Raw genomic sequence first — 22,858 nt, forward strand, 5'->3', positions numbered from 1 at the left:
ACCGCCGCGAAGCGCCCCGCACCGGACCGTCGATGTCGGCGGCGCGCTGTACCTTCTTCCTCACGTCGACGAGGAGTGTGAACGTGAGCAGCAAGTACGTGCGGCCGGCGGCCGAGGGTGCCGATCCCTTCGGGACGGCCCGGCTGCGTCGCGGCGTCCTCGACGCCTGGGCCACCAGCCCCGCGCGGTTCCGCGAGGACGCCAACGCGGAGGAGGACCTGGTCCTGGGCGGCTACCGCGACCGTCTGGTGATCGAGCTGGCGCAGAACGCGGCCGACGCCGCCGCGCGTTCGGGGGCCCCGGGCCGTCTGCGCCTCACCCTGCGCGACAACGTCCTGGTCGCGGCCAACACCGGCGCCCCGCTGGACGCGGCGGGCGTCGAGTCCCTCTCCACCCTGCGCGCCTCCGCCAAGCGGGACGCCGAGTCCACGCACGGCGCGGTGGGCCGGTTCGGCGTCGGCTTCGCCGCCGTCCTCTCGGTGACGGACGAGCCCGCGCTCGTCGGCCGGCACGGCGGGGTGCGCTGGTCCCTCGACGAGGCCCGGGAGCTGGCCGCCGACACCGCCCGGCACAGTCCCGGACTCGGTGACGAGGTCCGCCGGCGCGCGGGCCACGTCCCCCTGCTGCGGCTGCCGTTCGCCGCCGAGGGCACCGCCCCCGACCCGTACGACACCGCCGTCATCCTGCCGCTGCGCGACGCGGCCGCCGCCGACCTCGCCGAGCGGCTGCTGAACGCCGTGGACGACGCGCTGCTGCTGACCCTCCCCGGTCTGGAGGAGGTCGTCGTCGAGGTGAACGGCGACGCGCCCCGCACCCTCCGCCGCCGCACCGAGGGCGCCGTCACCGTCGTCGAGGACTCCCGCGAGGGCACCACCCGGTGGCGGACCACCAGCGCCCACGGCCCCCTCGACCCCGGACTCCTCGCCGACCGGCCGGTGGAGGAGCGGCTGCGCCCCCACTGGTCGGTGACCTGGGCCGTCCCGGAGGACGACGAGGGCCGCCCGCTGCGGCCCCGCACGGCCCCCGTGGTGCACGCCCCCACCCCCAGCGACGAACCCCTGGGCGTCCCCGCCCTGCTCATCGCCTCCTTCCCCCTCGACACCACCCGCCGGCACACCGCGCCCGGCCCCCTCACCGACTTCCTGGTGCAGCGGGCCGCCGACGCCTACGCCGCGCTGCTCGCCGGGTGGCGGCCGGTGACGGAGGGCGCCGTCGACCTCGTACCCGGGCCGCTGGGCAAGGGCGAGCTGGACGGGGCGCTGCGCGAGGCCCTGCTGGAACGGCTGCCCCGCACCGCCTTCCTGCCGCCCGCGCTGCCCGGCGCGGACGGCGCCGAGGGCGAGGACGAGCTGCCTGCGGCGCTGCGGCCCCGGGACGCGGAGATCGTGGAGGGCGCGGGCGCCGACACCGTGCGGGTGCTCGCCGAGGTGCTGCCCACCCTGCTGCCCGCCGGCCTGGAGCGCCGCGCCGAGCTGCGCGTGCTCGGGGTGGCCCGGCTCCCGCTCGCCGACGCCATCGACCGGCTGGCCGGCCTGGAGAAGGACCCCGACTGGTGGTGGCGGCTCTACGACAGCCTCGCCGGCATCGACCCGGACCGGCTGTCCGGGCTGCCCGTGCCGCTGGCCGACGGCCGGACCACGATCGGCCCGCGGCAGGTGCTGCTGCCCACCCCCGACGGCGCCCGGATCGACGTGGACGTGCTCGGCCGGCTCGGGCTGAAGGTCGCCCACGAGGACGCCACGCATCCCCTGCTGGAGAAGCTGGGCGCGCTGCCCGCCACCCCGCGCGCGGTGCTCACCACCCCGCAGGTGCGGGCCGCCGTCGCCGCCTCGCTGGACGAGGAGGGCGGCCTCGCCTGGGAGGAGGACGCCCCGGACGCCGAGGAACTGGCCGACACCGTCCTCGGGTTGGTGCGCGACGCGGGTCTGGAGCCCGGTGACGAGCCCTGGCTCGGCGCCCTCGCGCTGCCCGACGAGGACGGCGAACTCGTCCCCGCGGGCGAGCTGGTGTACCCGGGCAGCCCCTTCGCCCGGGTGATCCGCGAGGGCGAACTGCCCACGGTGGCCCGCGAACTGGCCGAGCGGTGGGGCGAACAGCCGCTCACCGCCTGCGGGGTGCTCGCCGGCTTCGCCCTGGTGCGCGCCACCGACGTCGTCCTCGACCCGGACGAACTGGAGCCCCGCGAGGGCGACTTCGCCGAACCGGACGACGCCGGGCTGCTGGACGCGGTGGACGTGTGGTGCGAGGACGTCCTCGACCGCTTCCCGGACAGCCCCGTGCCGCCGGTCGCCACCGAACTCGTCGCCGTGCGCGACCTCGACCTGGTGGCCGACGACCACTGGCCCGAGGCCCTCTCCCTGCTCGCCCGGCCACCGTTGCGGGACGCGCTGACCCAGCCGGTGCGCGTCCTGCTGCCCGACGGCACCCACGAGGTCGTCCGGTCGTACACCGCGTGGTGGCTGCGCGGGCACCCGGTCCTCGACGGACGGCGCCCCGCCGGGCTGCGGGCCGCGGGCGGCGACCCGCTGCTGCGCGGGCTGTACGACGAGGCCGACGCCACCGGATTCGAGGACGAGCAGGTGTTGCGGGCGCTCGGGGTGCGGACCTCGGTCGACGCCCTCCTGGACGAGCCGGGCGGCGCCGCCGAGCTGCTGGACCGCCTCGCCGACCCGGACCGCCCGGTGACCGCTGCCCAACTGCACGGCCTGTACGGAGCGTTGGCGGAACTCGACCCGGAACAGGTGACACTGCCCGATGAGTTGCGGGCCGTGCCCGACGGACGGGTGACGGTCGTGGACGCCGCGGACGCCGTGGTGGTCGACTCGCCGGACCTGCTGCCCTTCACCTCCGGTGTGCCCCTGCTGCCCGTACGGCCGTCCCGGGCCGCCGAGTTGGCGGAGCTGCTCCAGGTGCGCCGGCTCAGCGAGTCCGTCACCGGCGAGGTGCACTCCGAGGGCACCGAGCACGACGTGCCGGAGCCGGTGCGGGTGCTGCTCGGACCGCGCACGCCCGAGACGTACGTCGAACACGGCGAACTGGTCGTGGACGGCGTCGAGATCGACTGGCGGCTGACCGGCGACGGGGTGCTGCACGCCGCCACCCTGGAGGGGGTCGCCGCGGGCCTCGCCTGGGCGGCGGGGCAGTGGCCGCGCCGGTTCGAGGTGGCGGCCCTGCTGGAGGACCCGTCCCGCACCGAGGAGTTGGCCCGGGACCGCTGGTTCGACTGATCCGCCGAGACCGGTTCCAAACGGCCTTCAGAACTCTCTTACAGTTTCTTCAGATTGCGTACAACCGTTCCCCTGCGTGCCGAGTCTGACGAGTCGGAGTCGCACCCGACTCCCTCAATCTACGTACGCAGGGGAACCGCACATGCGCATTCGTGCCACCGTGGCCGCCGTCTCCGGCGCCCTGGCCCTCTCCGCCCTCGCCCTGCCCGCGGCCCACGCCGCCGACCAGACGCGAGTGCCCGCGGAGAACTCCGTGAGCAAGGTCGCCCACACCGCCCACCAGGGCCGTTCGTCGTTCGCCGCCGTCGCCTCGGGCACGCCGTACCAGCTGAACGCCACCTTCTCCAACGTGAAGGTGAACAACGGCAAGAACATCGCCGTCGGCACCACCAACGTGGTCAAGGTGCCGGTGTCCTTCACGCTGACGCACGGCACGGACGTCAAGATCCACGCGAAGGACTTCTTCGCGGCCGTCGAGCTGTACCGCGGGACCTCCTTCGAGGACTCGATCTGGTTCTACGACAGCACCAACGGGTCCTGCACGGACTCCTCCGCGACCGTCGCGAACTGCAAGGCCACCGTCTCCATCGACCCGGCCGAGCTGCTCAGCGAGGACGCCGGCAGCTGGAAGGCCGCCGCCTACGCGGTCGCCTTCAACGGCCAGGACCCGGCCAACCCGGACCTGGACAAGGTCGGCGTGGCCGTGAAGGACCCGACCAACTCCTTCAAGCTCCAGCGCAACTCCACGCTGACGGTCAACGCCAGCCCGGAGCCGGTTAAGAAGGGCAAGACCATCACCGTCGTGGGCAAGCTGTCCCGCGCCAACTGGGACGACGGCAAGTACCACGGCTACACCGGCCAGCCGGTCAAGCTGCAGTTCCGCAAGAAGAACTCCAGCACCTACACCACCCTGAAGACCATCAAGACGGACTCCACGGGCAACCTGAAGACGACGACCAAGGCCACGGTCGACGGCTACTTCCGGTACTCCTTCGCGGGCACCTCGACCACCCCGGCGGTCAGCGCCGCGGGTGACTACGTCGACGTGAAGTAACCCCTCGCCGGAGCGGACCCGGCCCGGCCCCGGTGGCGCACCCCGCCACCGGGGCCTCGGTCTGTGCGGGACAAGGTAACGGACTCACAAAGAATGGCCGGTTCGCGCTCTTGCCGTACAACTCATCCCCGGTCTCGTGGATCTGATCACCCGAGTCGACCGACTCCACGATCACTTCTCCCTCCGAGGGAACGTACATGCGCATACGTGCCACCGCGGCCGCCGTTCTCGGCGCCCTGGCGCTCTCCGCCCTCGCCGTGCCCACCGCCCAGGCGGCCGGCACGACGGCCCCCAACGTCACCTTCTCGAAGATGAAGGTGAACGCCGGCAAGGCCATCACCGTCGGGGCCACCTCCACGGTCAAGGTCAAGGTGACCTACACCGTCACGCACCCCAGCACCGTCTCCATGTCCGGGATCGCCACCGGCCCGGTGCTCTACCGCGGCACCTCGGCTAAGGCCGCCGACAACGAGTTCATCAGCGACGACCCGGGCACCTGCACCAAGGTCGACTCCACGACCGTGAACTGCTCGGCCACCATCGCCGTCACGGCCGCCGACCTGTACAACTCCGACGCCGGCACGTGGAAGGAGGGCGGTCTCGCCGTCAACACCTCCGGCGGCACGAAGTGGCAGGACGGCCTGGGCACCGTCCCGGTCCGCCGCACCGCCAAGCTCACCGCCGACGCCACCCCCGAGCCGGTCAAGAAGGGCAAGACGCTCACCGTCACCGGCAAGCTGACCCGCGCCGACTGGCAGAAGGGCACCTACGTCGGCTTCGGCGGCCAGTCCGTCAAGCTCCAGTTCCGCAAGGCGGGCACCAGCACCTACACCACCCTCAAGACGATCACCTCGTCCTCGACGGGCGCGCTGAAGACCACGGTCACGGCCGGCTCCGACGGCTACTACCGCTACAGCTTCGCGGGCACCTCCACCACCTCGTCCGTCTCCGCCGCGGGCGACTACGTCGACGTGCAGTGAGCAGCTTCTAGCCGGGAAAGCGGCGGGCGACCCACTTCCACAGGAACTCCAGGGCGGCCGCCGCCACCACCGAGATCGCCACCGCCGTCCACGGCATGGCGAGGCCGACCAGCTTCAGCGCGAAGAAGTCCTGGAGCGCCGGTACGACGAGCACCAGCAGGAAGGCCACGGCCATCGCGGCCACCAGCGTCACCCGCCACCAGGTGTAGGGGCGGGCGATGATCGCCAGCACCCACATGGAGATCAGGAACAGGGTGAGCGTGGCGGCGCTGGTCTCCGCCTCCAGCTGTCCGGAGCCGGAGCCCGCGTAGTGGTGCCGGGCGATCAGGTACGTCACGAAGGTCGCCACGCCGGCCACCACACCGCCCGGGATCGAGTACCGCATCACCCGGTGCACGAAGTGCGGTCTCGCCCGCTCCTTGTTGGGCGCCAGGGCCAGGAAGAAGGCCGGGACCCCGATGGTGAGGGTGGAGAGCATGGTCAGATGGCGGGGCAGGAAGGGGTACTCCACCCGCCAGCACACCACCAGCACCGCGAGCAGCACCGAGTAGACCGTCTTCACCAGGAACAGCGTCGCCACCCGCGTGATGTTGCCGATCACCCGGCGGCCCTCGGCGACCACCGACGGCAGGCTCGCGAAGCTGTTGTCCAGCAGCACGATCTGCGCCACCGCCCGGGTCGCCTCCGAGCCGGAGCCCATGGCCACGCCGATGTCCGCGTCCTTCAGCGCGAGCACGTCGTTCACGCCGTCCCCGGTCATCGCCACCGTGTGCCCGTGCGACTGGAGCGCGCCCACCATGTCCCGCTTCTGCTGCGGGGTGACCCGCCCGAAGACGGTCCCCGCGTCCAGCGCGTCCGCCATCGCGGCCCGGTCCTGCGGCAGCCGCCGCGCGTCCGTCGCCGTACCGTCCAGGCCCAGCTTGGCCGCGACCGCGCCGACCGAGACGGCGTTGTCCCCCGAGATGACCTTGGTCCGCACCCGCTGGTCGGCGAAGTAGCGCAGGGTGTCGGCCGCGTCGGGCCGCAGCCGCTGTTCGAGGACGACCAGGGCGGTGGGGCGGGCGTCCCGCGCGGGCGCGGCGTCGTCCAGGTCGCGCTGCGCCCGGGCCAGCAGCAGCACCCGCAGCCCCTGCTCGTTGAGGCGCTCGGTCTCGGCCAGCGCCGGGTCGCCGGCGCCGAGGAGGACGTCCGGGGCACCGAGCAGCCAGGTGCTGGTCTCGCCGTCGCCCTCGCTGAACGAGGCCCCGCTGTACTTGCGGGCGGAGGAGAAGGGGAGCGACTCGACGCAGCGCCACTCGTCGTTGTCGGGACAGGCGTCGATGATCGCCTGGAGGGAGGCGTTGGGCCGCGGATCGGACTCGCCGAGCGCGCCGAGCACCTTGCGCACGTACCCCTCGTCGGCGCCGTTCAGCGGGCGCAGCTCCGTGACGTCCATGCCGCCCTCGGTGAGGGTGCCGGTCTTGTCCAGGCAGACGGTGTCCACGCGGGCGAGGCCCTCGATGGCCGGCAGTTCCTGGACGAGGCACTGCTTGCGGCCGAGCCGGATGACACCGATCGCGAAGGCGACCGAGGTGAGCAGCACCAGCCCCTCCGGGACCATCGGGACGATGCCGCCGACGGTGCGGGCCACGGCCGCCTTGAGGTCGTCGTTCTTCACCACGAGCTGGGTGACGACCAGGCCGATCGCCGCCGGGACCATCATCCAGGTGACGTACTTGAGGATGGTGGAGATGCCGGTGCGCAGCTCGGAGTGGACGAGGGTGAAGCGGGACGCCTCCTCGGCCAGTTGGACGGCATAGGCCTCCCGGCCCACCTTGGTCGCGGTGAAGGCGCCGCCGCCCGCGACGACGAAGCTGCCGGACATCACCGGGTCGCCGGGGCGCTTGACCACCGGGTCGGCCTCGCCGGTGAGCAGGGACTCGTCGATCTCCAGCCCGTCCGCCTCGGCGCACACCCCGTCCACGACGACCTTGTCGCCTGGCCCGATCTCGACGAGGTCGTCCAGCACCAGCTCGTCGGTGGCGATCTCGACGGCCGTGCCGTCCCGGCGCACGGTCGGCCGGGCCTCCCCGATCACCGCGAGCGAGTCGAGGGTCTGCTTGGCCCGCCACTCCTGGAGGATGCCGATGCCGGTGTTGGCGAGGATCACGAAGCCGAAGAGGCTGTCCTGGATCGGCGCGACGAACAGGGTGATCACCCACAGCACGCCGATGATCGCGTTGAACCGGGTGAAGACGTTCGCCCGGACGATCTCGCCGAACGAGCGGCTGCTGCGCACGGGCACGTCGTTGATCTGGCCACGCGCGCGCCGCTCCGCCACCTCCGCGCCGGTCAGCCCCGTGGCCCGGGTCCGGGGCAGGGCCACCGGGTGTACCGGATCGAGCTCGGCGCCGGCGTCTATATGGCTCATATATCCGACGTTACGTGGCCTTTGCCCGCGCGCCCACCCGACCCTGGTCCCCGGGCCGGGGTCAGTCGGCCGATGCCGAACGGGACCTCTTGATGGCGGCGTCCCGCTTGCGCACGTACCAGATGCCGATCAGCCCGAGCCCGCCGCCGGTCAGGCACGTCCACAGCCACCACAGATGGCCGTGGTCCTGGAACCAGCCGTAGAAGGGGAGCTGGACGAGGAACAGCACGAACCAGATGATCGTGCCGCCGGTGATGGTGGCGACCACGGGCCCCTCCAGGGGCTCGGGCGCCTCGTGCTGGGGGATCCACTTGGCCATGCCGCACAGCTTACGAGGCGATCGGGCGGCCACCTGGTCCGACCGGGTGGGCACCGAATCTACGCGCGGAGATAGCGATCTAGTGACTCAGACGTTCATACTGAAACCGTTTGTCCTTGACCGCTTCTAATCGTATGAAACTCCAACGGGGCTCGGGGGAACCCTGTCGGTGATGAGGTCCCGCATGTCCACCTCGGCAGCTGCCAAGGTCCCCACCCCCGAGAAGCCGGGCGGTCCGACGCCCGCCGGAGGCTCCGTCGACCGCTACTTCAAGATCTCCGAGCGCGGCAGTTCCATCGCGCGGGAGTTCCGGGGCGGTCTGGCCACCTTCTTCGCGATGGCCTACATCATCGTGCTGAACCCGATCATTCTGGGCAGCGCGAAGGACATGTACGGTCACCATCTGGACAATGCCCAGCTGGTGACGGCGACCGCGCTGACGGCCGCCTTCAGCACCCTGCTGATGGGTGTCATCGGCAACGTCCCGATCGCCATGGCCGCCGGTCTCGGCGTGAACTCGGTCGTCGCGCTCCAGCTGGCCCCCCGGATGACCTGGCCGGACGCGATGGGCATGGTCGTCCTGGCCGGTTTCGTGGTGATGCTGCTGGTCGCCACGGGCCTGCGCGAACGCGTGATGAACGCCGTGCCGTTCGGCCTGCGCAAGGCGATCTCGATCGGCATCGGCCTGTTCATCATGCTGATCGGCCTGGTCGACTCCGGCTTCGTCAGCCGTATCCCGGACGTCGCCCAGACCACCGTCCCGCTCCAGCTCGGCACCGGCGGTCACCTCACCGGCTGGCCGGTCCTGATCTTCATCCTGGGCGCGCTGCTCACCTTCGTGCTGATCGTGCGCAAGGTGCCGGGCGCGATCCTGATCTCCATCGTCGGCATGACCGTCCTCGCGGTGGTCATCAACCTGGTCGCCAAGGTCCCGTCCTGGGGCCTGACGGTGCCGAAGTGGCCCGGCAACCCGGTCGCCACCCCCGACTTCGGCCTGGTCGGCCAGGTCAGCCTGTTCGGCGGTTTCTCCAAGGTCGGCGTGCTGACCGGCATCCTGTTCGTCTTCACCGTCCTGCTGTCGTGCTTCTTCGACGCGATGGGCACGATCATGGGCATCAGCGACGAGGCCAGGCTGACCGACGCCCAGGGCTACATGCCGGGCATCAACCGGGTGCTGTTCGTGGACGGCCTCGCGGTCGCGGCGGGCGGCGCCAGCTCCTCCTCGGCCACCACCGCCTTCGTGGAGTCCACGGCCGGCGTCGGCGAGGGCGCCCGCACGGGCCTCGCGAACGTGGTCACCGGCGGTCTGTTCGCCGTGTCGCTCTTCCTCACCCCGATCGCCACGATGGTGCCGTCCCAGGCGGCCACCCCGGCGCTGATCGCGGTCGGCTTCCTGATCATGTCGAACTCGGTCAAGGAGATCGACTGGGCCGACTACACGATCTCCATCCCGGCGTTCGTGACGATGCTGATGATGCCGTTCACCTACTCCATCACCAACGGCATCGGCATGGGCTTCATCACCTTCACGATCCTGCGCCTGGCCGCGGGCCGCGCCCGGGAGATCCCGGTGCCGATGTACGTCGTCTCGGCGGTCTTCGCCTTCTACTACCTGATGCCGGCCCTGGGTCTGACCTGAGCCGACCCGTTCCACGGCGTCCTCAGGTGACGCCGTAGAACTTCTCCGTCTCCTCGACGGCGGTCTGGAACCGCTGGTCGAAGTCGTCACGAATGAGCGTGCGGACCACGTAGTCCTGCACGCTCATTCCTCTTTTCGCCGCGTGCCGCCGGAGCCGTTCGAGCAGCTCCCCGTCTATGCGCAGGCTCAGCACAGTGGTCCCCATGGGTACGAGGGTCGCCACAGCCGCTCTCCCGGCGCGTCGCTTTCCGACACCGGCTCACCCATACGGGTGATCGTCGGGTTTCAGTGGCCGGGATCACGGGCACCGGGGTGTGTCCCATTGGTCTTTAGTTAGAGTAATGAGTTACTCTAAAGAACATGCCGGACCTCACCCATGGCGACGACGCTGCCGCCGTGAACGCTCTCCGCTCCGCCGTGATGCGGCTGTCCCGCCGGGTCAAGCACCAGCGGGTCGACGAGTCGCTGAGCCCCACCGAGATGTCGGTGCTCGGCACGCTGTCCCGCTGCGGCTCGGCCACGCCGGGCGAGCTGGCCCGCAAGGAGCACGTCCAGCCGCCGTCGATGACCCGCATCGTCGCGCTGCTCGAAGCCAAGGGCCTGGTCCGGCTGGAGCCGCACCCGGAGGACCGGCGCCAGAAGGTCGTCACTCAGACCGAGCAGGCCGAGACCATGCTCGAAGAGAGCCGCCGCAAGCGCAACGCGTTCCTGGCGAACCTCGCCGACGGTCTCGACGAGGAGGAGTGGGCCAAGCTGCGCGCCGCCGCCCCCGTGCTGGAAAAGCTCGCACACCTGTAAGCAAGCCCCTGAAGGAGGCGACCCTGTTGAGTACGGGATCCGGAACACCTTCCGCCCCCGCACCCACCGCCCCTACTACCCCCGCCCGCAAGTCCTCGATGTTCAGCTCGTTGAAGGTCAGGAACTACCGCCTGTTCTTCATCGGCCAGGTCGTCTCCAACACGGGGACCTGGATGCAGCGCATCGCCCAGGACTGGCTCGTCCTCAGTCTCACCGGCTCCTCCGCGGCCGTCGGCATCACGACGGCCCTGCAGTTCCTGCCGATGCTCCTGTTCGGTCTCTACGGCGGGGTCCTGGTCGACCGGCTGCCCAAGCGCCCCGCGCTCCTGGTCACCCAGTCCTCGATGGCCCTCAGCGGCCTCGCGCTCGCCGCGCTGACGCTCACCGGTCACGTCCAGGTCTGGCACGTCTACCTCGCCGCGTTCTTCGTGGGACTCGCCACGGTGGTCGACAACCCCGCCCGGCAGTCGTTCGTCTCCGAGATGGTCGGCCCCGACCAGCTGCACAACGCGGTCAGCCTGAACTCCGCGAACTTCCAGTCCGCGCGCCTCGTCGGCCCCGCCGTCGCCGGCCTCATGATCACCGGTGTGGGCACCGGCTGGGCGTTCCTCGCCAACGGCCTGTCCTTCGCCGCGCCGATCACCAGCCTGCTGCTGATGCGCGCCCGTGAGCTCTTCCCGGTCAAGCGGACCCCGCGGGCCAAGGGCCAGCTGCGGGAGGGCCTCCAGTACGTCGCGGGCCGCCCGGAGCTGATCTGGCCCGTCGTCCTGGTCGGCTTCATCGGCACCTTCGGCTTCAACTTCCCGGTGTGGCTCTCCGCCTTCGCGGACAACGTGTTCCACGTGGGCGCCGGCGGCTACAGCCTGCTGAACACCCTGATGGCCCTGGGCTCCCTCGGCGGCGCCCTGCTGGCCGCCCGCCGCGGCTCGGCCCGGATGCGGCTGCTGATCCTCGCCGCGCTCACCTTCGGGGTGCTGGAGGTCGTGGCCTCCCTCGCCCCCGCGTACTGGCTGTTCGCCGTGCTCATGGTGCCGATCGGGATCTGCGGCCTCACGGTCAACGTCACCGCGAACACCACCGTGCAGATGGCCACCGACCCCGCCATGCGCGGCCGGGTGATGTCCCTGTTCATGATGGTCTTCATGGGCGGCACCCCGCTCGGCGCCCCGGTGATCGGCTGGATCACCGACACCTACGGCGCCCGGGCCGGCTTCGCCCTCGGCGGTGTCGTCTCCGCCCTCGCGGCCGGCACCATCGGTCTGATCCTCGCCCGCGTCGGCGGCCTGCGGCTGTCGGTCGGCTGGCACGGGGGACACCCGCGCCTGCGGTTCGTCCAGCGCAAGCGCGAGGAGCTCGCCACGGCGGTGTGACCGTCCCCGGAGGGTGCGGCTACCGCACCCTCCGGGCCAGCACCTGCCCCGGCCAGCCGTCCTGGCTGAAGGACTCGGTGCGCACGAACCCCTGGCGCTCGTAGTAGGCGACCAGCTTGCCGTCGTCGCCCGCGTAGCAGTCCACCCGCAGCAGCGAGATCCCCGCCCGCAGGGTCGCCTCGGCCGCGTGGGCGAGCAGCGCGGCACCGGCGCCCCGCCCCTTGAACCGCGGTTCGGCGGCGAGCAGATGGATGTACCGCTCGGGCTCGCCGGCGGGCTCCACATAGGAGCCGGGCGCGTCGGTGAGCGTCAGGGTGGCGGCCGGCACCCCGTCCAGCTCGGCGATGTACGGCGTGCCCGCGGCGGCGTACCGGTGCACCTGTGCCACGGCCCGGGGATTCGCCGACCAGGGTCCGGTGCCCCACTGCCCGGTACGGCCCTCGGCGACCAGCCACCGCACGGCGCCGTCCAGCAGGCCGAGGATCAGGGGAGCGTCGTCGGGGCCGCCTTCGCGGATGGTGAGCGTCATGGCGTTGATCCTGCCCACGCGCCCGGGACGCGATGTGCGGCCCGCGATCTCTCCGGGATGTCTCGGGGATGCCCCGGTGGACGCGTCGGGGGTCGTCTCCGGGACCGCTGCGGGACACATCGGGGTCGCCGCCGGGACGTCTCTGGGATGGTGAGGGCATGAGACTCTTCGCCGCCGTACTGCCGCCGCAGGAGATCGCCGCCGAACTCGCCGTCGAGGTCGACCGGTTGCGGCGGCTGCCGGGCGCCGACGGGCTGCGCTGGACGGGCCGCCCCGGCTGGCACTTCACCCTCGCCTTCTACGGCGAGGTCGCCGACGACCTCCTGCCCGGTCTGTCGGACCGCCTCGCCCGCGCGGCCCACCGCACCGCCCCCTTCCGGCTGGCCCTGGCCGGCGGCGGCCAGTTCGGTCACGGCCGCGCCCTGTGGGCCGGGGCCTCGGGCGACGTGGCCGCCCTGCGCCTGCTCGCCGACCGGGCGGAGGCGGCGGGCCGCAAGGCCGGGGTGCCGATGGGGGAGCATCGCCGCTACCAGGCCCACCTGACGCTGGCCCGCGGCCGGGAGGCGGCGGACGTACGGCCGTACGTCGAGCTGCTGCGCGCGTTCGCGGGCCGGAGCTGGACCGTGACCGAGCTGGCCCTGGTGCGCAGCAACCTGCCGACGTCGGGGGTGCGGGGCGAGCAGCCGCGGTACGAGGCGGTCGGGCGCTGGGAGTGCGGGGCGTCCGGTTAGGCTCGATGCGTGGACCCGAAAACCCGGAACCGGATCATGGCCGGTGCGCTCGTGCTGATGTTGGTGGTCGTTGCCGTGGCGGCGGCGGTGCGGTAGGGGCCGGGGAACCGCGGCCCGCGCCGGCCGCGGCCGGTCGTGGCCGACCGTGCGGTTCCCCGCCCCTCGCGGGCGTTCGCCCGCCCGCCCGGGGTCACCAGGCGAAGGCCTCCGGGGACGGGCCCGGGCCCGGGAAGATCTCGTCCAGGCCGGCGAGGAGTTCCCCGCTCAGTTCCAGCTCCACCGCGCGCAGCGCCGACTCCAGCTGCTCGGCCGTGCGCGGGCCGACGATCGGGCCCGTGACCCCGGGACGGGTGAGCAGCCAGGCCAGCGCGGCCTCGCCGGGCTCCACGCCGTGCTTGTCGAGCAGGTCCTCGTAGGACTGGATCTGCGCGCGGGCCGCAGGGTTCGCGAGGGTGTCGGCGGCGCGGCCGGAGGCACGGCGCCCGCCCTGCACCTCCTTCTTGATCACACCGCCGAGCAGTCCGCCGTGCAGCGGGGACCAGGGGATGACCCCGAGGCCGTACTCCTGCGCGGCCGGGATGACCTCCATCTCGGCGCGGCGCTCGGCGAGGTTGTACAGGCACTGCTCGCTGACGAGGCCGATGGTGCCGCCGCGGCGGGCGGCGGTCTCGTTGGCCTGGGCGATCTTGTAGCCGGGGAAGTTGGAGGAACCGGCGTAGAGGATCTTGCCCTGCTGGACGAGGGTGTCGATCGCCTGCCAGATCTCGTCGAAGGGGGTGTTCCGGTCGACGTGGTGGAACTGGTAGAGGTCGATGTGGTCGGTCTGCAACCGCTTCAGGCTGGCGTCCACCGCGCGCCGGATGTTCAGCGCGGAGAGCTTGTCGTGGTTGGGCCAGGCCTCGCCGTCGCCGGCCATGTTGCCGTAGACCTTGGTGGCGAGGACGACCTTGTCGCGGCGGTCGCCGCCCTTGGCGAACCAGTTGCCGATGATGGCCTCGGTGCGCCCCTTGTTCTCGCCCCAGCCGTAGACGTTGGCGGTGTCGAAGAAGTTGATGCCCGCGTCCAGCGCCGCGTCCATGATCGCGTGGCTGTCGGCTTCGTCCGTCTGCGGCCCGAAGTTCATCGTCCCGAGAACCAGTCGGCTGACCTTGAGTCCGGTGCGTCCAAGCTGCGTGTACTTCATGGTCACCAAGCCAACGGCTTGGAGTGCGCTCCAGGCAAGGGCGGGTGGCCATTCGCGGGGGAACAGGTGCAGCCGCGCGGTACGGCGATACGCACGGTGACGAGGAGACGCCGTAAATCGGTCAAACCGTTCCGGCCGCGTACCTCTGCCCGACTCCCCACGCCTCCCGCATCGCCCCGGCGAACGCCTCCGCGATCCGCTGCTCGCCGCTCGCGTTGGGGTGGGTGCCGTCGTAGGTGTCGACGTGGATGTCGTACGCGGCGGGCCGGGACGCCAGCAGGATCGGCGACCGGGGCTCGTCCAGGTCGGCGGCCGCCTTGGCGAGGAGGACGTTGAAGAGGTCCACCTGTTCGGCGAAGGGTGCGTCCGTCTCGGCGCGGACGTTGGGGATCACCGGCAGCAGCACCATGCGCACGCGCGGGTCGGCGTCCCGGGCGGCGGCGATGAAGGCCCGGACGTTCTCGGCGGTCTGCTCGGCGTTGGTGTAGAAGCCGAGGTCTATCAGGCCCAGCGAGACGAGCAGGACGTCCGGCCGGCACTCCCGCACCGCCCCGCCGATCAGCGGGGCCATGTGCAGCCAGCCCTCGCCCCAGCCCGCGAGGTGGGCGCGGGGGAAATCGGGGTCGGCGTAGTCGAGGGACGTCGGCGTGCCGGACTGCTTGTCGTACAGCGTCTCGCGCGGGCCGACGAGCGTGACGTCGGGGTCGTGCGTACGGCGAAGGAGCTGCCACAGCCGGTGACGCCATGTGTGTTCGCCCGCGCTCCCGATCGTCATGGAGTCGCCCACGGGCATGAACCTGAGCATCCGCTCATCATGGACGATCACGGCCGCGGGGTGCGATGCGGGGCCGTGTGAGGCCCGCCACGTGCGGGCGCGGGCGGCCCGGGCGGAGGGCCGAACGCCCGGCAGGAATGGCAGTCTTGGCCCATGCGCCGACCGTTCGCCCTGCTCGCCGCCGTCCTGCTGGCCGGCGCCTGCGCGTTGCCCGCCTCCGCCGCCGAGGGGGCCGGCGACCAGGGGTTCACCCTCAAGGACCCGAGGATCGCCGAGTCCAGCGGGCTCGCCGCCTCCCGTCTGCACCCCGGCGTCTACTGGACGCACAACGACAGCGGCGACGGGCCGTACATCTACGCCGTCGACAGCCGGACCGGGCGGACCGTGGCCCGCGTGACGCTGCGGGGCGTCGGCTCCCCGCGTGACGTCGAGGCGATCTCCATCGGGCCGCACGACGAGATCTACGTCGGGGACATCGGCGACAACTTCGACGGGCGCTGGCCCTATGTCTGGATCTACCGGCTGCCCGAGCCGAAGGTGCTCAAGGACCAGACGATCACGGCAACCCAGTACGTGGTGAAGTACGCCGACGGGCCGCGCAACGCCGAGTCGATGGTCGTGCACCCGAAGACCGGGCGCGTCTACATCATCGACAAGAAGGAGAACGGCGGCCACCTCTACGAGGGCCCGGCCACCCTGTCCGCCACGGGCAGCAACGTCTTCAAGCCCATCGCCCCGATCGACCTGTGGGCCACCGACGCGGCGTTCTCCCCCGACGGCCGGCAGCTCGCCGTGCGCGGCTACCTCGGCGGCATCTACTACGCCTGGAACGACGGCCACATCAAACGGGCCGGCACCCTCGACGTCCCCCTCCAGGGCCAGGGCGAGGGCGTCACCTACTCCGACGACGGCACGAAGCTGCTGTACAGCAGTGAGGGCGCCGACAGCGCGGTGGTCGCCAAGGACGCCCCCGACCACCCCGGCGGCGGCTCCCCGTCGACGGGGAACGGTTCGTCCGGCACCCACACCACCGGAGACAAGAGCCTCCCCCTCGGCGCGGCCGCGATCGCCGTCGTACTGGTGGCCCTGGTGGCGGTGGGAAGGCTGCGGCGCCGCGGGAGGCGACGGGAAGCTCCGTCGTGGAGGGGGCGTGGCGGAAGGCGCATGCCGACGGTGGGGCCAAAGGGGAAACGGGGCGGGCAGGGCGCGTAAGGCGAAGGGCGCCCAGCCGTGCCGGGCGCCCTTCGTCGTCGAATCCGAGAGGTCAGAGCTTCTCGATCACGTAGTCGACGCACGTGGTCAGTGCCTCGACGTCCGCCGGGTCGATCGCCGGGAACATGGCGATGCGCAGCTGGTTGCGGCCGAGCTTGCGGTAGGGCTCGGTGTCCACGATGCCGTTCGCGCGCAGGACCTTGGCCACGGCGGCGGCGTCGATCTCGTCGGTGAAGTCGATGGTGCCGATGACCTGGGACCGCTTGGCCGGGTCGGTGACGAACGGGGTCGCGTACTTCGACTCCTCGGCCCAGTTGTAGAGGCGGGTGGCGGAGTCCTTCGTGCGGGCCGTCGCCCAGTCCAGGCCGCCCTGGCCGTTGAGCCATTCCAGCTGCTGGTTCAGCAGGAAGAGCGTGGCGAGGGCCGGGGTGTTGTACGTCTGGTTCTTGCGGGAGTTGTCGATCGCCGTGGGGAGCGAGAAGAACTCGGGGATGTGCCGGCCGGACGCGTGGACGCGTTCGGCGCGCTCGATCGCGGCGGGGGAGAAGACGCCGATCCACAGGCCGCCGTCGGAGGCGAAGGACTTCTGCGGGGCGAAGTAGTAGACGTCGGTCTCGGCGACGTCCACCGGCAGGCCGCCCGCGCCGGAGGTGGCGTCGACCAGGACGAGGGAGCCCTCGTCGGCGCCGGTCACCCGGCGGATGGGCATGGCGACACCGGTGGAGGTCTCGTTGTGGGTGAAGGCGTAGACGTCGACGCCCGCCTCGGCGTTCGGCTCGGGGTGCGTGCCGGGGTCGGCGGTGATCACGGTCGGCTCGGCGAGCCAGGGCGCGAGCTTGGCCGCCTTGGCGAACTTGGAGGAGAACTCGCCGAAGGTGAGGTGCTGGGACTTGTTGTCGATCAGTCCGTGGGTGGCGATGTCCCAGAAGGCGGTGGAGCCGCCGTTGCCGAGGACCACCTCGTAGCCCTCGGGCAGGGAGAACAGCTCGGAGATCCCCTCGCGGACCTTCCCCACCAGGTTCTTCACGGGCGCCTGGCGGTGGGAGGTGCCGAGCAGGGAGCTTCCGGTGGCGGCGAGGGCGTCCAGCGCCTCGGTCCGCACCTTGGAGGGGCCCGCACCGAAGCGTCCGTCGGCGGGCTTGATGTCAGCGGGAATCTGGATGTCGGCCACGTCTGGGAGGGTATCGGCTGGGCGAAACGGGACGGAACCGTGTCCGTCGGATGAGACGAGATCGCCAGGACACGGACTTGTCGGGTCGTACGACGATCAGGCCGAGCCTGTGGACAACTTCCGGTGACGGTCGGTGATCGGATGCATCCTGGACGCATGACGGATCACTCGGGTCTCGAAGCGGAACTGCGCGGGTGCGTCCGGGGCGAAATCGGCTTCGACGCCACCGCCCGGGCGCTCGTGACGATGGACGCGTCCAACTACCGGCGCGTCCCGGCGGGAGTGGTGGCCCCCCGGGACGCGGACGACGTGGCGGCGGTCCTCGGCGTGTGCCGGGCGCGCGGCGTGCCGGTGGTGGCCCGCGGCGGAGGCACGTCGATCGCCGGTCAGGCGACCGGTACAGGCGTCGTACTGGATTTCACCCGCCATATGAACGGCCTGCTGGAACTGGACCCGGGCACCCGCACCGCCGTCGTGCAGCCCGGCCTCGTCCTCGACCGCCTCCAGCGTGCCGCCGCCCCGCACGGCCTGCGCTTCGGCCCCGACCCGTCCACCCACAGCCGCTGCACCCTCGGCGGGATGATCGGCAACAACTCCTGCGGCTCCCACTCGGTCGCCTGGGGAACCACCGCGGACAACGTGCGGGAACTGTCCGTCCTCACCGCGCGCGGCCGGCGGCTGCGGCTCGGCCGGGCCTGGGCGGGCGCCCCCGAGGGGCTGCGCGAGCTGGCGCAGGGCGAGTTCGCCCGGCTGCGCACCGGCTTCCCCGACCTGCCCCGGCGCATCTCCGGGTACGCGCTGGACGCGCTGCTCCCCGAGAAGGGCGCCGACGTGGCCCGTTCCTTCTGCGGCTCCGAGGGCACCCTCGGCATCCTCACCGAGGCGGTCGTCCGCCTGGTCGAGGCACCCCGCGCCCACGCCCTGGCGGTGCTGGGGTACGGCGACGAGGGGGCCGCCGCCGAGGCCGCCGCCGGCCTGCTGCCCCACGGCCCGCTCACGGTCGAGGGCATGGCCGCCGACCTGGTCCCGTCGGGCGCGGGACTGCCCCGGGGCGGCGCCTGGCTCTTCGTGGAGACGGGCGGCGCGTCCAGGGCGGAGGCCCGGGCCCGTGCGGAGGCGATCGTCCGCGCGGCCGACGTGGTCGACTCCCTCGTGGTGACCGACCCCGCCGCCCAGCGGACCCTGTGGCGCATCCGCGAGGACGCGAGCGGCACGGCGACACGGATGCCGGACGGCTCCGAGGCCTGGCCCGGCTGGGAGGACTGCGCGGTGCCGCCCGCCCGGCTCGGCGCCTATCTGCGCGACTTCCGCGCCCTGCTGACGTCCCATGACCTGCGCGGTACCCCGTACGGCCACTTCGGCGACGGCTGTATCCACGTCCGCATCGACTTCGACCTGCTCACCGCCGGCGGCATCGGCCGCTTCCGGCGCTTCTCGGAGGAACTGGCCGACCTGGTGGTGGCCCACGGCGGCTCGCTGTCCGGGGAGCACGGCGACGGCCAGGCCCGCGCCGAACTGCTGCCGCGCATGTACGGGGCCGAGACCGTCCGGCTCTTCGAGCGCGCCAAGGCCGTCTGGGACCCCGACGACCTGCTCAACCCCGGCATGCTGGTCCGCCCGGCCCCGCTGGACGCCAACCTGCGCTTCTCGGTGCTGCCGAGGGAACCCGTCGAGGTGGCCTTCGGCTACCCGGCCGACGGCGGCGACTTCCGGGCGGCCGTCCGCCGCTGCGTCGGCGTCGCCAAGTGCCGTACGGCCACGGCGGCGGGACCCGCCGTGATGTGCCCGTCGTTCCGCGCGACCGGCGAGGAGGAGCACTCCACCCGGGGCCGCGCCCGGCTGCTGCACGAGATGCTGGCGGGGGAGCTGGTCACCGACGGCTGGCGCTCCGCCGAGGTCCGCGACGCCCTCGACCTCTGCCTCTCCTGCAAGGGCTGCCGCACGGACTGCCCGGTCGGCGTCGACATGGCCACCTACAAGGCCGAGTTCCTGCACCACCACTACGCGGGCCGCCGGCGCCCCGCCTCCCACCACAGCATGGGCCGGCTGCCCGAGTGGCTGCGCTGGGTCGCCCGCACCCGCACGGCCCCCCTCTTCAACGCGCTGGCCTCCGTCCCGCCCCTGGCCGCCGCCGCGAAACGGCTCGGCGGCATCGCCCCCGAGCGCCGGCTGCCCCGCCTCGCGTCGCGGACCTTCACCGGCTGGTGGCGGCGCCGCGGGCCCGTCTCCCGGTCCGGTGACCTGGTGGTGCTCTGGCCGGACACCTTCACCGAGCACCTGTCCCCCTCGGTCGGCCGGGCCGCCGTCCGGGTCCTGGAGGCCGCCGGGCTCAGGGTGGCCCTGCCGCCGACGCTGCTGCCCGGCCGGGGCGGCATCGCCCGCGGCGGCCGGCCCGTCTCGGCCGCCGCCCTGCTCACCGTCCGCCGGGCCCGGGTCTGCTGCGGTCTGACCTACCTCTCCACCGGCCAGCTCGACCGCGCCCGCACCGTGCTGCGGCGCACGCTGGACCTGATGGAGCCGGTGCTGGCGGCGGGCGTGCCGGTCGTCGTCCTGGAACCCAGCTGCGCGGCGGCCCTGCGCACCGACCTCCCGGAACTCCTGCACGACGACCCGCGCGCCCCCCGGCTCGCCTCGGCCGTGCGCACCTTCGCCGAGGCCCTGGAACAGCACGCGCCGCACTGGGCCCCGCCCGCCGTCGACCGCCCCGTCGCCGGCCAGACCCACTGCCACCAGCACGCGGTCCTCGGCGACGCCCCGGACCGCGCGCTGCGCGCCGCCGCGGGCCTGACCGGTGAACTCTCCGGCGGCTGCTGCGGCCTGGCGGGCGACTTCGGCTTCCGCAAGGGCCACTTCGAGGTCTCCCGGGCCTGCGCGGAGGACCAGCTGCTGCCCTCGATACGCGAGGCGTCCGAGGACACCGTGATCCTGGCCGACGGCTTCTCCTGCCGCACCCAGCTGGAGCAACTGGCCGGGACCCGCGGCCGGCACCTGGCGGAGGTGCTGGCCGAGGCGCTGGACGAAGACACGAGGCGCGCGGAGGAAGGGAAGTGACGGCCCGGCAGCCGGACGCTGTTTCCATAGGGTGAGGTGATCCGCGCACCGTGAAGGAGCCACGTCCATGAGCGTCACCGTCCGTCCGGTCACCCGGGCCGAACACCTCGCCTTCGTGGCGGCCCGCCCCTCGGCCAGCCATCTCCAGCTGCCGTCCTGGGGAGACGTGAAGAGCGACTGGCAGGCGGAGAGCCTGGGCTGGTTCGAGGCGGACGGGCGGCTCGTCGGGGTGGGGCTGGTGCTGCTCAGACCGCTGCCCGGGCTCAAGCGGTACCTGGCCTATCTGCCCGAGGGCCCGGTCATCGACTGGGACACGCCCGACCTGGAGCGGCTGCTGGAGCCGATGCTGGCCCATCTCAAGCGCCGGGGCGCCTTCTCGGTGAAGATGGGGCCGCCGGTGGTCGTGCGGCGGTGGAGTCCGGACGCGGTCAAGGCCGCCATCGCCGACCCGGGGGCGCACCGGCTGCGGGACGTGCCGCCGACCTCGCAGGAGCCGGCCGGGCTCGCCCTCGTCGACCGGCTGCGCCGGATGGGCTGGCGGCAGACCGAGCCCGGCGGCGAGGACGGCTTCGCCGCGGGACAGCCCCGCTACGTCTGCCAGGTCCCGTTCGCCGGGCGGTCCCTGGAGGACATCCACCGCGGGCTCAACCAGCAGTGGCGGCGCAACATCAAGAAGGCCGAGAAGGCCGGGGTGAAGGTCGTCCGGGGCGGTTACGACGACCTGCCGGTCTTCCACGGCCTCTACGCGGAGACCGCGGAGCGGGACCGCTTCGTCCCGCGCCCGCTGTCGTACTTCCAGCGCATGTGGACGGCGCTCACCACCGAGGACCCCGACCGGATGCGGCTGTACCTCGCCCACCACGACGGCGAGGTGCTCGCCGCGGCCACGATGCTGGTCGTCGGCGGCCACGTCTGGTACTCCTACGGCGCCTCCACCAGCCGCAAGCGCGAGGTGCAGCCCAACAACGCGATGCAGTGGCGGATGATGTGCGACGCCCATGAGCTGGGCGCCCACGTCTACGACTTCCGGGGCATCACCGACACCCTGGAGGAGTCCAACCACCTCCTCGGCCTGCTCCGTTTCAAGGTGGGCGCGGGCGGCGGGGCCGCGGAGTACGCGGGCGAGTGGGACTTCCCGCTGAACCGGCTGCTGCACAAGGCGCTGGACATGTATATGACGCGCCGCTGAAGGCGACCGCCGGGCAGGCGGCCCGGCATGCGAGAAGGGCCCATCTCACCATCCAGGACAGGCCCATGGCCGGTTCACACCCCTGACGGAGGTCCACTACCCTGGACTCGGTAGTACAGGGAGCTGTACATGATCTGATCCGAGCACCAGGACCGCCGTGAGCACCGTCAACACCCCCAGCGCCTCCTCCGCGTCGTCCGCGAAGACACCCGTTCCCCCGCGGGCCCCGGGTCGTCTCGGCTCGCTCGGCCCGGTCGGGCTGGTGCTGGCCGGCTGCGTCTCGGTGCAGTTCGGCGGCGCCCTCGCGGTGACCCTGATGCCGAGGGCCGGCGCGCTCGGCGTGGTGACCCTCCGGCTGTTCGCGGCGGCCGTGGTCCTCCTCCTGGTCTGCCGCCCCCGGCTGCGCGGCCACTCGCGCGCCGACTGGGGCACGGTGATCGCCTTCGGTGTCGTCATGGGCGGCATGAACGGCCTCTTCTACGAGGCCGTGGCGCGCATCCCGCTCGGTGCCGCCGTCACCCTTGAGGTCCTCGGCCCGCTGACCCTCTCGGTGCTGACCTCCCGCCGCGCGATCAACGCGCTGTGGGCGGCCCTGGCGCTGGGCGGGGTGTTCCTGCTGGGCGGCGGGGGCTTCGGCGGCGTGGACCCGGTGGGCGTGGTCTTCGCGCTGGCCGCGGGCGCGATGTGGGCGGGGTACATCGTCTTCAGCGCCCGCACGGGACGCCGCTTCCCGCAGGCGGACGGCCTGGCACTGGCCATGGCGGTCGCGGCCCTGCTGATCCTGCCGCTGGGTCTGGCCACTTCCGGCAGCCGTCTGTTCGACCCCGCGACCCTGGGCCTCGGCTCGGCGGTGGCCCTCCTGTCCTCGGTCCTGCCCTACACCCTCGAACTGCTGGCCCTGCGCCGCCTGCCCGCCGCCACCTTCGCCATCCTGATGAGCCTGGAACCCGCCCTCGCCGCCGCGGCCGGTTTCCTCATCCTCGGGCAGGCCCTCTCGCCCGCCGAGGCCGCCGCGATCGCCCTGGTCATCGCGGCCAGCATCGGCGCGGTCCGCACCCAGGTCTCCCGCGTCAAGACCCCGCCCCCGGCCCCGGAGGCGTGAGCCCGGGCCGCCCGGAAATTGTCCGGAAGGGGCGGTGACCTGGCCGTTCAACCGGCGGCGCGGATGTGTACGTTGGCAGGGAGCGTCCGCGTCGCGCCCAGGGGCGGCGGTTATAGGT

Annotated in this window: 18 protein-coding genes; 11 read left to right on the top strand and 7 right to left on the bottom strand. The window is 72.4% G+C overall.

The features are described 5' to 3' along the window. The first annotated feature begins 32 nt into the window (after positions 1 to 32). From HZZ00_RS01680 to HZZ00_RS01690, 3 genes are all read left to right on the top strand, one after another. Entirely contained in the window at positions 33 to 3,227 is a 3,195-nt protein-coding gene (locus HZZ00_RS01680; protein ID WP_180330543.1) for a sacsin N-terminal ATP-binding-like domain-containing protein, read from the top strand. Between the two features lie 142 nt (positions 3,228 to 3,369). Continuing rightward, positions 3,370 to 4,281, top strand: coding sequence for a hypothetical protein (locus HZZ00_RS01685; RefSeq protein WP_180330544.1), 912 nt, complete (start codon positions 3,370 to 3,372; stop codon positions 4,279 to 4,281). Positions 4,282 to 4,478: 197 nt separating this feature from the next. Continuing rightward, complete coding sequence (locus tag HZZ00_RS01690) at positions 4,479 to 5,261, top strand: DUF5707 domain-containing protein (RefSeq protein WP_180330545.1); 783 nt, start codon at positions 4,479 to 4,481, stop codon at positions 5,259 to 5,261. A 7-nt stretch (positions 5,262 to 5,268) separates the two neighbouring features. Here HZZ00_RS01690 and HZZ00_RS01695 read toward each other — a convergent pair whose 3' ends face one another. Beyond that, entirely contained in the window at positions 5,269 to 7,671 is a 2,403-nt protein-coding gene (locus tag HZZ00_RS01695; protein WP_180330546.1) for an HAD-IC family P-type ATPase, read from the bottom strand. Positions 7,672 to 7,732: 61 nt separating this feature from the next. Further along, positions 7,733 to 7,990, bottom strand: a complete 258-nt coding sequence (locus HZZ00_RS01700) for a DUF2530 domain-containing protein (RefSeq protein WP_180330547.1) — start codon at positions 7,988 to 7,990, stop codon at positions 7,733 to 7,735. A 184-nt stretch (positions 7,991 to 8,174) separates the two neighbouring features. Here HZZ00_RS01700 and HZZ00_RS01705 point away from each other — a divergent pair, with 184 nt between their 5' ends. Further along, positions 8,175 to 9,629 (top strand): NCS2 family permease, encoded by a 1,455-nt coding sequence (locus tag HZZ00_RS01705; RefSeq protein WP_180330548.1) that lies wholly within the window; start codon positions 8,175 to 8,177, stop codon positions 9,627 to 9,629. A gap of 22 nt (positions 9,630 to 9,651) precedes the next feature. Here HZZ00_RS01705 and HZZ00_RS01710 read toward each other — a convergent pair whose 3' ends face one another. Then, positions 9,652 to 9,834, bottom strand: a complete 183-nt coding sequence (locus HZZ00_RS01710) for a ribbon-helix-helix protein, CopG family (protein WP_070024482.1) — start codon at positions 9,832 to 9,834, stop codon at positions 9,652 to 9,654. A 155-nt stretch (positions 9,835 to 9,989) separates the two neighbouring features. On the opposite strand from HZZ00_RS01710, the gene HZZ00_RS01715 reads away from it, so the two are divergent. Next, positions 9,990 to 10,427, top strand: a complete 438-nt coding sequence (locus tag HZZ00_RS01715) for a MarR family winged helix-turn-helix transcriptional regulator (RefSeq protein ID WP_070023960.1) — start codon at positions 9,990 to 9,992, stop codon at positions 10,425 to 10,427. 26 nt (positions 10,428 to 10,453) lie between these two features. Then, the gene (locus HZZ00_RS01720) at positions 10,454 to 11,797 is read left to right on the top strand and encodes an MFS transporter (protein WP_257585607.1); all 1,344 of its coding nucleotides are present in this window, start codon (positions 10,454 to 10,456) and stop codon (positions 11,795 to 11,797) included. Positions 11,798 to 11,816: 19 nt separating this feature from the next. On the opposite strand, the gene HZZ00_RS01725 is transcribed toward HZZ00_RS01720, so the two are convergent. After that, positions 11,817 to 12,326 (bottom strand): GNAT family N-acetyltransferase, encoded by a 510-nt coding sequence (locus HZZ00_RS01725; RefSeq protein WP_180330550.1) that lies wholly within the window; start codon positions 12,324 to 12,326, stop codon positions 11,817 to 11,819. A gap of 158 nt (positions 12,327 to 12,484) precedes the next feature. Here HZZ00_RS01725 and thpR point away from each other — a divergent pair, with 158 nt between their 5' ends. Continuing rightward, complete coding sequence (gene thpR, locus HZZ00_RS01730; protein ID WP_180330551.1) at positions 12,485 to 13,057, top strand: RNA 2',3'-cyclic phosphodiesterase; 573 nt, start codon at positions 12,485 to 12,487, stop codon at positions 13,055 to 13,057. 190 nt (positions 13,058 to 13,247) lie between these two features. Here the strand turns inward: thpR and HZZ00_RS01735 are convergent, their stop codons facing one another. Together HZZ00_RS01735 and HZZ00_RS01740 are read right to left on the bottom strand one after the other, a co-directional pair. Beyond that, the gene (locus HZZ00_RS01735; RefSeq protein WP_180330552.1) at positions 13,248 to 14,240 is read right to left on the bottom strand and encodes an aldo/keto reductase; all 993 of its coding nucleotides are present in this window, start codon (positions 14,238 to 14,240) and stop codon (positions 13,248 to 13,250) included. Positions 14,241 to 14,361: 121 nt separating this feature from the next. Next, positions 14,362 to 15,045, bottom strand: a complete 684-nt coding sequence (locus HZZ00_RS01740; protein ID WP_180330553.1) for an SGNH/GDSL hydrolase family protein — start codon at positions 15,043 to 15,045, stop codon at positions 14,362 to 14,364. Between the two features lie 123 nt (positions 15,046 to 15,168). Here HZZ00_RS01740 and HZZ00_RS01745 point away from each other — a divergent pair, with 123 nt between their 5' ends. Next, on the top strand, positions 15,169 to 16,227 hold the full coding sequence (locus HZZ00_RS01745; protein WP_257585608.1) for a WD40 repeat domain-containing protein: 1,059 nt from the start codon (positions 15,169 to 15,171) through the stop codon (positions 16,225 to 16,227). A gap of 52 nt (positions 16,228 to 16,279) precedes the next feature. Here HZZ00_RS01745 and serC read toward each other — a convergent pair whose 3' ends face one another. Continuing rightward, positions 16,280 to 17,398, bottom strand: a complete 1,119-nt coding sequence (serC, locus tag HZZ00_RS01750) for a phosphoserine transaminase (protein WP_180330554.1) — start codon at positions 17,396 to 17,398, stop codon at positions 16,280 to 16,282. A 156-nt stretch (positions 17,399 to 17,554) separates the two neighbouring features. On the opposite strand from serC, the gene HZZ00_RS01755 reads away from it, so the two are divergent. The 3 genes from HZZ00_RS01755 (at position 17,555) to HZZ00_RS01765 (ending at position 22,740) form a co-directional block, all read left to right on the top strand. Next, positions 17,555 to 20,449, top strand: a complete 2,895-nt coding sequence (locus HZZ00_RS01755; protein WP_180330555.1) for an FAD-binding and (Fe-S)-binding domain-containing protein — start codon at positions 17,555 to 17,557, stop codon at positions 20,447 to 20,449. 67 nt (positions 20,450 to 20,516) lie between these two features. Next, positions 20,517 to 21,638 (top strand): peptidoglycan bridge formation glycyltransferase FemA/FemB family protein, encoded by a 1,122-nt coding sequence (locus tag HZZ00_RS01760; protein ID WP_180330556.1) that lies wholly within the window; start codon positions 20,517 to 20,519, stop codon positions 21,636 to 21,638. A 157-nt stretch (positions 21,639 to 21,795) separates the two neighbouring features. Beyond that, positions 21,796 to 22,740 carry a DMT family transporter gene (locus HZZ00_RS01765; protein ID WP_180330557.1) on the top strand — a complete coding sequence of 315 codons (945 nt, stop codon included), beginning with the start codon at positions 21,796 to 21,798 and terminating at the stop codon, positions 22,738 to 22,740. Positions 22,741 to 22,858 lie beyond the last annotated feature (118 nt).

Source organism: Streptomyces sp. NEAU-sy36, assembly GCF_013423905.1.
Taxonomy (GTDB): domain Bacteria; phylum Actinomycetota; class Actinomycetes; order Streptomycetales; family Streptomycetaceae; genus Streptomyces; species Streptomyces misionensis.

Coding starts and splice junctions, on each gene's coding strand:
- HZZ00_RS01745 (WP_257585608.1), top strand. CDS start 15,169: ATGCGCCGACCGTTCGCCCTGCTCGCCGCCGTCCTGCTGGCCGGCGCC.
- HZZ00_RS01760 (WP_180330556.1), top strand. CDS start 20,517: ATGAGCGTCACCGTCCGTCCGGTCACCCGGGCCGAACACCTCGCCTTC.
- HZZ00_RS01755 (WP_180330555.1), top strand. CDS start 17,555: ATGACGGATCACTCGGGTCTCGAAGCGGAACTGCGCGGGTGCGTCCGG.
- HZZ00_RS01695 (WP_180330546.1), bottom strand. CDS start 7,671: ATGAGCCATATAGACGCCGGCGCCGAGCTCGATCCGGTACACCCGGTG.
- HZZ00_RS01715 (WP_070023960.1), top strand. CDS start 9,990: ATGCCGGACCTCACCCATGGCGACGACGCTGCCGCCGTGAACGCTCTC.
- HZZ00_RS01685 (WP_180330544.1), top strand. CDS start 3,370: ATGCGCATTCGTGCCACCGTGGCCGCCGTCTCCGGCGCCCTGGCCCTC.
- HZZ00_RS01740 (WP_180330553.1), bottom strand. CDS start 15,045: ATGCTCAGGTTCATGCCCGTGGGCGACTCCATGACGATCGGGAGCGCG.
- HZZ00_RS01680 (WP_180330543.1), top strand. CDS start 33: ATGTCGGCGGCGCGCTGTACCTTCTTCCTCACGTCGACGAGGAGTGTG.
- HZZ00_RS01710 (WP_070024482.1), bottom strand. CDS start 9,834: ATGGGGACCACTGTGCTGAGCCTGCGCATAGACGGGGAGCTGCTCGAA.
- thpR (WP_180330551.1), top strand. CDS start 12,485: ATGAGACTCTTCGCCGCCGTACTGCCGCCGCAGGAGATCGCCGCCGAA.
- HZZ00_RS01705 (WP_180330548.1), top strand. CDS start 8,175: ATGTCCACCTCGGCAGCTGCCAAGGTCCCCACCCCCGAGAAGCCGGGC.
- HZZ00_RS01725 (WP_180330550.1), bottom strand. CDS start 12,326: ATGACGCTCACCATCCGCGAAGGCGGCCCCGACGACGCTCCCCTGATC.
- HZZ00_RS01690 (WP_180330545.1), top strand. CDS start 4,479: ATGCGCATACGTGCCACCGCGGCCGCCGTTCTCGGCGCCCTGGCGCTC.
- HZZ00_RS01700 (WP_180330547.1), bottom strand. CDS start 7,990: ATGGCCAAGTGGATCCCCCAGCACGAGGCGCCCGAGCCCCTGGAGGGG.
- HZZ00_RS01735 (WP_180330552.1), bottom strand. CDS start 14,240: ATGAAGTACACGCAGCTTGGACGCACCGGACTCAAGGTCAGCCGACTG.